The organism is Yoonia sp. (genome assembly GCF_042093035.1).
Lineage (GTDB): Bacteria > Pseudomonadota > Alphaproteobacteria > Rhodobacterales > Rhodobacteraceae > Yoonia.
The window spans coordinates 1-11,515 of record NZ_JBELFI010000084.1 but is presented as its reverse complement, the minus strand read 5'-3'; the positions used below and the strand labels follow the sequence as shown (position 1 = coordinate 11,515).

General features: G+C 55.7%; 11 protein-coding genes. 5 read left to right on the top strand and 6 right to left on the bottom strand.

The features are described from left to right. Together alaS and recA are read right to left on the bottom strand one after the other, a co-directional pair. Positions 1-1,672 (bottom strand): alanine--tRNA ligase (alaS, locus tag ACFDSS_RS10750; RefSeq protein WP_375255743.1); only part of this gene is annotated, 1,672 nt, incomplete at its 3' end. Between the two features lie 234 nt (positions 1,673-1,906). Further along, a complete protein-coding gene (gene recA / locus ACFDSS_RS10745; RefSeq protein WP_375255742.1) occupies positions 1,907-2,989 on the bottom strand; it encodes a recombinase RecA in 1,083 nt (360 codons plus the stop codon). Between the two features lie 193 nt (positions 2,990-3,182). Between recA and ACFDSS_RS10740 the strand changes: the two genes are divergently transcribed. Next, the gene (locus ACFDSS_RS10740) at positions 3,183-3,779 is read left to right on the top strand and encodes a gamma-glutamyl kinase (RefSeq protein WP_375255741.1); all 597 of its coding nucleotides are present in this window, start codon (positions 3,183-3,185) and stop codon (positions 3,777-3,779) included. Positions 3,780-3,790: 11 nt separating this feature from the next. On the opposite strand, the gene glpK is transcribed toward ACFDSS_RS10740, so the two are convergent. Both glpK and glpD read right to left on the bottom strand, forming a co-directional pair. Beyond that, a complete protein-coding gene (gene glpK / locus ACFDSS_RS10735) occupies positions 3,791-5,275 on the bottom strand; it encodes a glycerol kinase GlpK (protein WP_375255740.1) in 1,485 nt (494 codons plus the stop codon). Between the two features lie 44 nt (positions 5,276-5,319). Continuing rightward, complete coding sequence (gene glpD / locus ACFDSS_RS10730; protein WP_375255739.1) at positions 5,320-6,861, bottom strand: glycerol-3-phosphate dehydrogenase; 1,542 nt, start codon at positions 6,859-6,861, stop codon at positions 5,320-5,322. Positions 6,862-7,031: 170 nt separating this feature from the next. Between glpD and ACFDSS_RS10725 the strand changes: the two genes are divergently transcribed. After that, positions 7,032-7,790, top strand: a complete 759-nt coding sequence (locus tag ACFDSS_RS10725) for a DeoR/GlpR family DNA-binding transcription regulator (RefSeq protein WP_375255738.1) — start codon at positions 7,032-7,034, stop codon at positions 7,788-7,790. On the opposite strand, the gene ACFDSS_RS10720 is transcribed toward ACFDSS_RS10725, so the two are convergent. Beyond that, positions 7,776-8,504 (bottom strand): RlmE family RNA methyltransferase, encoded by a 729-nt coding sequence (locus tag ACFDSS_RS10720; protein ID WP_375255737.1) that lies wholly within the window; start codon positions 8,502-8,504, stop codon positions 7,776-7,778. The two genes, ACFDSS_RS10725 and ACFDSS_RS10720, sit on opposite strands and share 15 nt — an antisense overlap. 15 nt (positions 8,505-8,519) lie before the next feature. Further along, positions 8,520-9,632 carry a Ppx/GppA phosphatase family protein gene (locus ACFDSS_RS10715; RefSeq protein ID WP_375255736.1) on the bottom strand — a complete coding sequence of 371 codons (1,113 nt, stop codon included), beginning with the start codon at positions 9,630-9,632 and terminating at the stop codon, positions 8,520-8,522. 228 nt (positions 9,633-9,860) lie between these two features. Here ACFDSS_RS10715 and ACFDSS_RS10710 point away from each other — a divergent pair, with 228 nt between their 5' ends. The 3 genes from ACFDSS_RS10710 to ACFDSS_RS10700 all read left to right on the top strand — a co-directional run. Next, a complete protein-coding gene (locus ACFDSS_RS10710; protein WP_375255735.1) occupies positions 9,861-10,157 on the top strand; it encodes a virulence factor in 297 nt (98 codons plus the stop codon). Positions 10,158-10,190: 33 nt separating this feature from the next. After that, positions 10,191-11,120 carry a methylenetetrahydrofolate reductase gene (locus tag ACFDSS_RS10705; RefSeq protein ID WP_375255734.1) on the top strand — a complete coding sequence of 310 codons (930 nt, stop codon included), beginning with the start codon at positions 10,191-10,193 and terminating at the stop codon, positions 11,118-11,120. Positions 11,121-11,132: 12 nt separating this feature from the next. After that, the coding region (locus ACFDSS_RS10700) for a dihydropteroate synthase (protein WP_375255733.1) at positions 11,133-11,515 on the top strand (383 nt) is incomplete at its 3' end.

The following is an 11,515-nucleotide window of genomic DNA, read 5'->3' as shown; positions in this document are numbered from 1 at the left end:
GAATATTCGTGCGTCGCGCGGGATCGACCTGTAAGGTCGCCGCCTGTCCTTTTGCGATAGCCCCTTCGATGAGCTTGCCGAAATGAACAAAAAGACCGGCCACCTTTTTCGTGTCTGTGATTTGGGCTTTGCCTGTGTCGGTCACCAACAGGCCAGCGTCGCCAACCTGACCACCGGCTTCCGCATAAAACGGAGTTTGATTAAGCACGATTTGCACATCGGCGTCGGCGGTATCGGTCTCGCTACCATCGACGACAAGAGCGACAATCTGCCCCTCTGCGGAAAGCGTGTCATAGCCCAGAAAATCGGTCGTTCCACTGGCATCAACGATATTGAACCAGACGGCACTGTCGGCTGCCTCACCGGTACCGGACCATGCTGCACGCGCTTTGGCTTTCTGCTCTGCCATTGCTGTATCAAAGCCATCAATATCGACCTCACGGCCCTTTTCACGCAATGCGTCCTGCGTCAGGTCAAGCGGAAAACCGTAGGTATCATAAAGCTTGAAGGCGGCCGCGCCCGGCAGTGTGGCATCATCCGCAAGGCCGGCCAATTCTTCGTCAAGCAGCTTCAGCCCGCGATCAAGCGTTTGCTTGAAGCGGACCTCCTCACTGCGCAGCGTCTCTTCGATCAACCGCTGTCCTTGTCCCAACTCCGGATAAGCCGCGCCCATTTGCTGGACCAATGCAGGCACCAGACGGTGCATGACCGGATCCTTGCTGCCCAACAAATGCGCATGACGCATCGCGCGGCGCATGATCCGGCGCAATACGTAGCCACGGCCTTCATTTGAGGGCAACACACCCTCTGCGATCAAAAAGGAGGTGGACCGCAAATGGTCAGCAATGACGCGGTGGTGGGTGTTGCCGGGGCCATCGGGATCAGTTGCGGTCGCATCGGCAGAGGCTTCGATCAGCGCACGCATCAGGTCAGTGTCGTAGTTGTCGTGCTTGCCTTGCAGCAAGGCGCCGATCCGCTCCAGCCCCATACCTGTGTCGATGGATTGCATCTCAAGCGGTTTCATCATGCCATCTTCAAACTGTTCGTTTTGCATAAAAACGATGTTCCATATCTCAATGAAACGGTCGCCATCCTCCTCTGGCGATCCCGGAGGGCCGCCCCAGATGTGATCCCCGTGATCGTAAAAAATTTCGGTGCATGGTCCGCAAGGGCCGGTCGGCCCCATGCGCCAGAAATTATCGTCGGTTGGGATGCGGATTATTCTTTCGTCGGGAAGTCCGGCGACTTTCCTCCAGATCGCTGCCGCTTCGTCATCCGTGTGGTAAACCGTCACCAAAAGCCGATCTGGGTCGATCCCGAATTCCTTTGTCAGCAGCTGCCACGCATAGGTAATCGCATCCGCCTTGAAGTAATCACCAAAACTGAAATTGCCCAGCATTTCAAAAAACGTGTGATGGCGGGCGGTGTAGCCGACGTTATCAAGATCATTGTGTTTGCCGCCCGCGCGGACACATTTCTGGCTGGTCGTGGCCCGGCTGTAATCGCGCGTTTCAATACCTGTGAACAGGTTCTTGAACTGGACCATGCCTGAATTGGCAAACATCAGCGTCGGGTCATTGCGCGGAACCAACGGGCTGGAGGCAACCACTTCGTGTCCCTGTTTTTCAAAGTAATTCAAGAAGGTTGAACGAATGTCGGCAAGGCTTGTCATGACAGGCTTTCAATTGGTTTCACGCATTGATCTGCAGAAATAGCCCTGCACCCCGAAACTGTCCACCGACAAACTGATTTCAGGCCGTTCAGCATTCTTCCATGCAACCGGATTTTGTCATCAGGGAATAATTCAACCGCGCCAAACGGAAAAAGGGTACCGATGCTCAGGTACCCTTTTCAATTCTTTCACACGATGAACCGCGACCCCGGGGCCCGCGCGCATTTAATTTCCCTAGACCTCCACGAGATCCTCATCACCATCGGTTACCCCGCCTTCAGGCATATCAAATTCGAGCCCATGCGCAGCACGAATCTTATCTTCGATTTCATACGCAATGCGCGGGTTTTCACGCAGAAACAATTTGGAATTTTCCCGCCCCTGACCGATCCGCTCATCGCCATAGCTGAACCATGCGCCGGACTTTTCAACCACACCGGCCTTCACGCCGAGATCAAGCAGTTCACCATTCTTGGAGATGCCTTCGCCATACATGATGTCGAATTCGACCTGTTTGAAAGGCGGCGCCACCTTGTTCTTCACCACTTTGACGCGGGTCGCATTACCCACAACCTCATCACGATCCTTGATCGCACCGATGCGGCGGATATCAAGACGGACAGATGCGTAGAATTTCAGCGCATTGCCACCAGTCGTTGTTTCAGGCGATCCGAACATGACGCCAATCTTCATGCGGATCTGGTTAATAAAGATCACCATACAGCCGGAGCGGTTAATCGATCCGGTCAGTTTTCGCATAGCCTGGCTCATCAAACGGGCATGAACGCCAACAGAGCTGTCGCCCATGTCACCCTCAAGCTCAGACTTCGGGGTCAGGGCGGCAACGGAATCCACAATGACCATGCTGACAGCGCCCGACCGCACAAGCGTATCCACAATCTCAAGCGCTTGCTCACCGGTGTCTGGCTGGGAAATCAGCAGCTCATCCAAATTGACGCCAAGCTTCTTCGCATAGGTCGGATCAAGCGCATGTTCCGCATCGACAAAGGCGCAAACACCACCCTTTTTCTGTTCTTCCGCGATCGCGTGCAGGGTCAGCGTTGTTTTGCCGGAAGATTCAGGTCCGTAAATTTCAATCACCCGGCCTTTGGGCAAGCCACCGATGCCAAGCGCGATATCTAACCCCAGAGACCCTGTCGATGTGGCCTCAATATCAGGCATCTGGTTTTGCCCGCCGAGCTTCATAATGGAGCCCTTGCCGAACTGCCGCTCGATCTGTGCGAGCGCGCTTTCAAGCGCTTTTTCTTTATCCGCTGTCTTCTTGTCAGTCATTTTGAGGAGTTCTGCTGTTGCCATGTGTCCTGTCCTTATTTCATGCCCCCCGCAGGGCGGCAATCACTGCTTTTGTTCTTCTTGTGTTCTAGTCGTTCATGGGACCAAAAGCAGAACATTGCAACAATTATTTGCTATCACATCCTGCAGGAACGGTGGTTAAGAATTCGTTTATGGATTACAGATACGTCTAGAGGAACAGAGGAATGCAGACCAAATGCTTGTTTTTTGGCAAGAAAATCTGGTACTGATGGCCGTACCCAAGACCGGATCAACCGCGCTTGAGGGGGCTTTGGCACCACGCGCGTCCTTGGTGCTGCGTGACCCACCGCATTTGAAACACGCGCCCTGCTATCGCTATAAACGATTCCTTAAACCCTTCTTCGTACAAGCAGGTGATCAGACGCCTGAATTGATGGCGGTGGTGCGCAACCCCATCGACTGGCTTGGCAGTTGGTATCGCTACCGCACGCGGGAGGATTTGATCGGCCATGAAAACAGTACACGGGACGTGAGTTTCGACGAATTTGTCCGTGAATATTGCAAGGGCGGTCCTGCCCCATTCGCAAATGTGGGTTCGCAAGCCAAGTTCTTACGCATAAATGACGGTGAAATCGGCGTCCAGCACCTGTTTCAGTATGAGCAATGGGACCGTGTGATTGGCTATCTGGAAGGACGGCTGGATATGAAGATTACGCTAAAGCAAAACAATGTCTCGCCCAAGATGGATCTGCAGCTCTCCGCGATAGTTGAGGCGAAGTTGCGCGACAAGCGCGCTGCTGAGTTCACGGTTTGGGACTTGGCAAAGCGATAGGTAACCACGCATTACGTCAATGTCCGCCGCACTGCATCTTTCCAGCCCGCATAGCGACGTTCACGGGTTTCTTCATCCATCTGCGGCTCAAACCGTTGGTCCAGCGCCCAGTTTGCCGCAAATCCGGCCTGATCGGGGTAAACATCTGCTCGGCTGCCCGCCAGCCAAGCCACACCCAATGCCGTGGTTTCAAGCACAGTGGGGCGGTCAACCGGCGCACCAATAATGTCAGAAAGGAATTGCATCGACCAGTCAGAGGAGCTCATACCGCCGTCAACGCGCAAAACACCATCCGCATCAGTGGCTTGCCAGTCACTCTTCATCGCCTCCAGAAGATCACGGGTTTGAAAACCGACGCTTTCAAGGGCCGCGCGCGCAAACTCGGCAGGACCAGAATTGCGGGTCAAACCATAGATCGCACCGCGCGCATCGGCATCCCAATATGGCGCGCCAAGGCCAGTAAAGGCGGGCACCATATAAAGCTGTTGCCCCGCATCAGCGGTTTGGGCAAGCAGTTGGGTTTCCTTGGCCTCGCGGATGATTTTCAAGCCGTCACGCAGCCACTGCACGACCGCACCCGCAATGAAAATAGCCCCCTCAAGCGCATAAGTCGGCTTGCCGTCAAACTGATAGGCGATGGTCCCAAGGAGCCGTTTCTTGCTCTCAACGAGCGTGTCGCCGGTGTTCAGCAAGGCAAAACACCCCGTGCCATAGGTGGATTTCAACATGCCCGGCGCAAAGCAAGCCTGCCCGATCGTCGCAGCCTGCTGGTCACCCGCAACACCCAAAATGGGAATCTCTCTGCCAAACAAATCTGCGCGGGTCATGCCAAAATCGGCAGCGCAATCAAGCACTTGCGGCAACATCGCCGTGGGAATACCAAAACGCCCGCAAATTGTCGTGCTCCAGCGGCCTTTGCGGATGTCATAAAGCATCGTGCGCGCGGCATTGGTTGCATCGGTAACATGGCGTTTGCCGCCAGTCAGCTTCCAGATCAGGTAGCTGTCGACCGTCCCGAAAAGCAGCTCACCTGCCTCGGCGCGCGCGCGCGCGCCCTCGACTTTGTTGAGGACATAGTGGACTTTTGTGCCTGAAAAATAGGGGTCCGCCAACAATCCGGTGCGCTGCGTGATCGTCTTTTCAAACCCCTCTTGCCGCAGTTCTTCGCAAAAAGGTGCCGTCCGGCGGTCTTGCCAGACGATCGCATTATGGATCGGATCGCCTGTCTTTTTGTCCCAAATCAGGGTTGTTTCACGCTGATTGGTGATCCCGATCGCTGCCACATCAGCGGCAGTGATCCCCGCCTTCTCAATCGCGCCGCGGCAGGTCGAAGCCACCGACGACCAGATGTCAGAAGGATCATGTTCAACCCAGCCAGATCTTGGGAAATGTTGGGCGAATTCTTCCTGGGCGCTGGCTTTGACACGCATATCCGCATCAAAAATGATTGCACGGCTGGATGTCGTGCCTTGGTCGATGGCCAGAATATACGTCATAAGTCCCCCGAATTTTGCCCACCGTAACGCACCGGCCGGCAAGCTCAACCCGCCATATATATGTCGAGCGCATCAATTTGATCCTGTGTCAGCCGCAGTCCCAGCTTTGTGCGCCGCCATACCACATCTTCGGCCCGCACCGCGTATTCGCGCGCCATGAGCCATTTGACTTCTGCTTCTGTCAAGGTCGCGCCGAAATCCCGTCCCAGATCATCAGGCGCTTTAGCCGCACCCAGAATATCGCGCGCTTGCGTGCCGTAGCCCTTTATCAGGCGCAGGGCCCACGTGGGGGTAAGGAATGGATAGGACCCAAGCAGATCAGCGACCAACTGATCGCGTTCGGCCACTTTGAAGTCACCACCGGGCAAGGCCGCGTCACGGGTCCACGGCACACCGCCTCCCACGAGCGGGATCAGCTTTTTCAGCGCGTTTTCAGCAAGTTTTCGGTAGGTCGTGATCTTGCCACCGAAGATATTCAGAAGTGGCGCACCATTGTCATCAAGCGATAAAACATAATCACGCGTCGCCGCCGTCGCTGATTTTGCACCATCATCATAAAGCGGGCGCACCCCGGAATAAGTCCACACGATTTCATCGCGGGTGACGGGCTTTTCAAAATACTGCGTCGCGAAGGCACAAAGATAATTCTGCTCTTCATCGGTTGCATATGGCTTTTCAGCCAGATTTTCATGTTCGGCATCGGTCGTACCGATCAGCGTGAAATCGGTCTCATAGGGGATCGCAAAAGTGATCCGGCCATCCTCGCCCTGGAAAAAGTAACTCTTGTCATGGTCAAAGAGCTTCCTGGTCACGATATGGCTGCCGCGGACAAGCCGGACCCCCTCGGAGGTATTCAGACGCGCCACTTCACGTACAACGTCTTCGACCCAAGGCCCGCCCGCATTGACCAATGCCCGTGCTGTATGTGTCGCTTGCACGCCGTCGTGTTCCGTCACGATTTCCCAGTGTCCATCGATACGGGTGGCGCTGATGACCTTGGTACGGGTCATGATCGTCGCCCCGCGTTCTTCGGCATCCCGGGCATTCAACACCACCAGTCGCGAATCTTCGATCCAGCAGTCAGAATATTCATAGGCCTTTGTGAATTTACCCTTCAAAGGCGCACCTTCTGGCCCCTGTGTCAGGTCCACCGTCTTGGTGCCTGGCAGGATCTCTCGACCGCCCAGATTGTCGTACATCAACAGCCCCAGTCGGATCAGCCATGCGGGCCTGCGGCCTTTCATCCACGGCATTATGGTGGACAACAGCTTGGATGTGGGCGTGTTAGTGTCGAACCGCATATCTTCATGATAAGGCAGCACAAACCGCATCGGCCAGCTGATGTGTGGCATGTTTTTCAGCAATACCTCTCGTTCAATCAGCGCCTTGCGCACCAATCCAAATTCAAAGTATTCAAGATACCGCAGGCCACCGTGAAACAGCTTGGTTGAGGCAGAAGACGTGGCCCAAGCCAAATCATTCATCTCTGCCAGACCGACATTCAGCCCCCTGCCCGCTGCATCCCGCGCGACGCCGCAGCCGTTGATCCCGCCACCAATCACAAAGATATCAAAGTCGGTTTCCATAGCTCGCCTCACTGGTTTGCAGTTGTCTTAAGCCAGTCGATAGTGGCCGCAAGGTCTTTCAGAGTTGACGTTCGCTCATGGGCATACGAACAGTGCATAGAGCACGTTTTTCTTGATCTGACGTGAATTTAATTCTTGCCAAATGTTCGTTCCTAATTCAAAGCGAACATATGCAAACCCATGCACGCCATGACCTGATCCGTCGTAAAGCCCAGGCTGAGGGGAAGGTCATGGCGACATCTCTGTCGCAAGCGCTTGGTGTTGCAGTGCAGACCATCCGCCGCGACCTGCGGCAGCTATGCGCTGCGGGCCTGCTGGAACGTATCCACGGGGGTGCGGTTCTCCCCTCCGGTGTCAGGAATATTGGCTATGATGATCGCCGCGCGCTGAACCGGGATGTAAAACTGCGCATTGCACGCCGCACCGCCAGTCTGATCCCTGACAATGCGTCCTTGTTCTTGAATATCGGCACCACAACAGAGGCCGTGGCACATGCGCTGCAAGACCATCAGAACCTGATGGTGGTCACAAATAATTTGAATGTTGCGAATATCCTGGCGGCAAACCCAAGTTGCGACGTCATGGTCGCGGGCGGCAGCTTGCGTCGCTCCGATGGCGGGCTTGTTGGCGACTTGGCAGCACTTGCCATTGACCGTTTCAAGGTGGATTTTGCGGTGATTGGCACGTCCGCCATTGATCGGAGCGGCGATCTGCTCGACTTCGACCCAGAAGAAGTCCGTGTCAGCCAGCAGGTCATTGAAGCGGCGCGGGCCACGGTCCTTGTTGCCGATAGCACGAAATTTTCCCGCAAAGCACCAGTCAAGATCGCATCATTGGCGCAGGTAGACCATTTTGTCACAGATCGGGTACCCTCAGAGGGGCTGATCGGGAAATGCGCCGATTGGGGAACCCAATTACTCCACGTCTGACCCTTTAAACCCGGTCGCCACAACGAATTTTTCCGAACTATCAGAGCGTGACGCAGGTGGCTTCACGTTCGCTACCTTCGTGAATCGCGCTTTGAGCAATTTCTGCAAATCGCCCTCTGCACCGCCCGCGAGGACTTTGGCCAGGAAAGTGCCGCCTTCTTCAAGCACGTCAAAGGCAAAATAAGCCGCCGCTTCACACAGCGCGATAATTCGCAGGTGATCGGTCTGTTTGTGCCCGGATGCGGAGGCCGCCATATCCGACATTACCACATCCGCCTTGCCACCCAGCCATTCCCGCACTTTCAGGTCGGCGTCGTCTTCCATAAAATCGAGCTGATGCACTTCCGCGCCCGCGACTGGTTCTACCTCTTGTATATCAACGCCCAACACATAGCCCTGCGCCTTGCTTGTTCGCTCGCCCAGTGTGTTCGCGCGTTTGACCGCCACTTGCAGCCAGCCCCCTGGTGCGCACCCGAGGTCAACAATCCGTGCACCCGGTACGAGGAACCGATATTTATCGTCCAGTTCCAATATCTTATAGGCCGCACGCCCACGGTACCCTTCGGTCTGTGCGCGCTTTACGTAAGGATCGTTCAATTGTCGCTGCAACCACTGGGTTGAGCTAAGCTTGCGCCCGCGCGCTGTTTTCACCTTTACGGTCAGATCACGCTGACCACGGCCAGAGGTGTTCTTTTTGATTGGTTTTTTGCCCATAACAGCGCCTTACCCTTAAAACGGGGTGTCTTCCAAGACCCCATCGGCCGACATCTGCGCATAAAGCAATCCTTCACGCAGGCCACGATCTGCGACAGACAACCGATCGGTCGGCCATAGGCGCATCAACGCCTGTAAAATAGCAGAGCCTGACATAATCAGCGCTTGCCTGTCCTTGCCAATACGCGGATCGGCGCGGCGTCCCGCAGGCCCAAGAGACAGATAATCGCGGATCACGGTATCAATCTGGTCTGTCGTCATGCGCAGCCCGTCCACTTTGGTCCTGTCATAACGGCGCAAACCCAGATGGCTTGCCGCAACGGTCGTGACCGTCCCGCTGGTGCCAATGATCTGGAAACCTTCGCGCGCCTGGGCGGCAGCGTAGGGGGAAAACTCCTCAAGGTTTTCCTCAAAGAACCAGCTCATCAACGCAAACCGCGCCGCGTCATCTTCAACGTCAGAGAACTGGTCGCGCAGGGTTGCCACGCCCAAAGGCACGGAAATCCAGTCAACAACTTTGGCCGCCGCAAATGGCCCCGGATCAGATGTGAAACCGGCATGAAGCCGCATAATGGCCCGTGGCCGCTCACGCTTCGGCACATGCGTCAGGTCAATCCACACCAATTCAGTTGATCCACCACCGATATCGACCACGAGCAGCTGTTCGGTATTCACGCTGACCAGCGGCGCGCAGGAAATAACTGCCAAGCGCGCTTCTTCTTCCGGTTTGATGATTTCCAGATCAAGCCCGGTTTCACGCCGGACTTGATTGACAAAATGATCCCCGTTGAGCGCGCGACGGCAGGCTTCGGTTGCAACAAGACGCATCCGTTTGACACCATGCCGGTTGAGCTTCTCACGGCAAATCCTCATCGCAGAAATCGTCCGGTTCATGGACGCAGGCGACAGCTTGCCCGAACTTTCCAGCCCTTGGCCCAATTGGACGGATTTCGAAAAGCTATCGACGACATGAAATTGGCTGCCCTTGGGTTGGGCGACCAGCATACGACAGCTATTTGTGCCCAAATCCAGAGCGGCATAAAGCTGCGCCGGGTCAGGCGATGTTGGCGCGGGGGTCTCGACCGCTTTGGGGAACGCGCCCGCACCGTTGGGACGCTTGGGCGCCATAGGTCACGCCCTCCATTTTCAAGTTACGTCCAAGCTATGTCGGGATTTGGCTTTGCACAAGTCTTGTGAGCGCACCACATAGTGAAGTTGAAGATTTTGCAGTCGGCGTTCCAAAGAACTGCGGCTATCAAGCAAGCGGTCGCTCGCTGCTTGTGTGATGTCGAAAACCGACATCGGAGGGCGCAACCGAATGATAGAACCAAGCCCAGAGGAACGAGGGAGAATCACATGGCCGATGTCACAATCGTCTATTGGCGCGATATGCCAGCGCAGGTTATCGTCGGTCGTGGTCGTCGCGGTACGAAACTGCCCCTGCCGGAGCGTTTTGAGCAGGCAATTGATCGCGCTGCCATGAAATCCGGTGCCGCAGAATCAGATGATTACATGTCCGGTTTCCGCAAAGCTGATCCCATCCCTGTAGACGGCACCGATCAAGAAGCCGCAGAAGCGACCGTCGCCAGGATCGACACGGAATACGATCTCGACCGTATCAAAACCCTTATCGCAAACGACGGCTGGGCCTAACCACCCTAGCCCCATTCACCCAAGAGGTCGCACATGGCATTGCTTTCATTCGGTAAATCAAAAGAAACGGTTGAAAAGCCGGTCAATCCGCAGGTTGAGGCATTCTTGCAGGATTACTCTATTGAAGTGATGCCGCGCACCGCTGAGAAGGTCGAAGATTTCAAAGCGCTTCTGCCGACTGGCACCCGCGTCTACATCGCCCATATCGAAGGCACACCTATCGCAGACATGGTCGCCACCGCCAAGCGACTGGCGGCGGATGGCTACAACGTCATGCCCCACTTCCCCGCCCGCATCATCAAAGATAAGGCGACGCTGGCCGATTGGATTGCCCGCTATCAGGGCGAAGCAGGCGTGGAGCAGGCGCTCCTGCTGGCTGGCGGCGTTGAAAAGCCACATGGCGACTTCCATTCCTCCATGCAGCTTTTGGAGACAGACCAGTTCGGCGAAGCCGGTTTCAAACGCCTGCATGTGGCCGGACACCCTGAAGGCAATCGGGACATTGACAAAGACGGCAGCGATAAAATGGTGATGGACGCGCTGCGCTGGAAGCAGGCGTTTTCGGAAACCTCTGACGCGCAGATGGCTTTGGCCACGCAGTTCGCTTTTGAAGCCGGGCCCATCATCGCTTGGGCCGATGCGATCAAGGCGGCAGGCATCACCTTGCCCATTCACATTGGGATTGCCGGACCTGCAAAACTGCAGACCTTGATAAAATTCGCAATTGCCTGCGGCGTTGGACCGTCGCTAAAAGTGCTGCAACGGCGCGCCAAGGATGTGACCAAACTGCTGGTTCCATTTGAACCGACCGAGGTGCTGACCGCTTTGGCCGCACACAAGGCGGCCAACCCTGATTTCAACATCACCCATGTTCACTTCTTCCCACTTGGCGGCATCAAAACCAATGCCACCTGGGCCATCGCAAATGGCGGCGCCTCTGCCGTTCCTGCTGCACAATCCTAAGGACCGCCCCTGATGACACGCACGATTGTCGAATCCAAAACCAAGACCGCCATTATCGGGTTCGATCAACCCTTTTGCGTCATCGGTGAACGCATCAACCCCACGGGTCGGAAAATACTGGCCGAAGAGCTTGAGCGCGGCGATTTCAGCCGTGTCGAAGCCGATGCCATTGCGCAGGCAGCGGCGGGCGCCAATATCCTCGACATTAACTCTGGCGCTGTTTTCTCTAACAAAATGGCCGATGACCCGCGTTACGCTGACAACAACTTTGTTGAGCCGCCATTGATGCGCGAAATGGTTGAGCGCGTGCAGGCAATTGTTGACGTGCCGCTTTGCATTGACAGCTCCGTGCCAGGCGCATTGGAAAATGGCCTTGCGGCGGCTGAGGGCCGTCC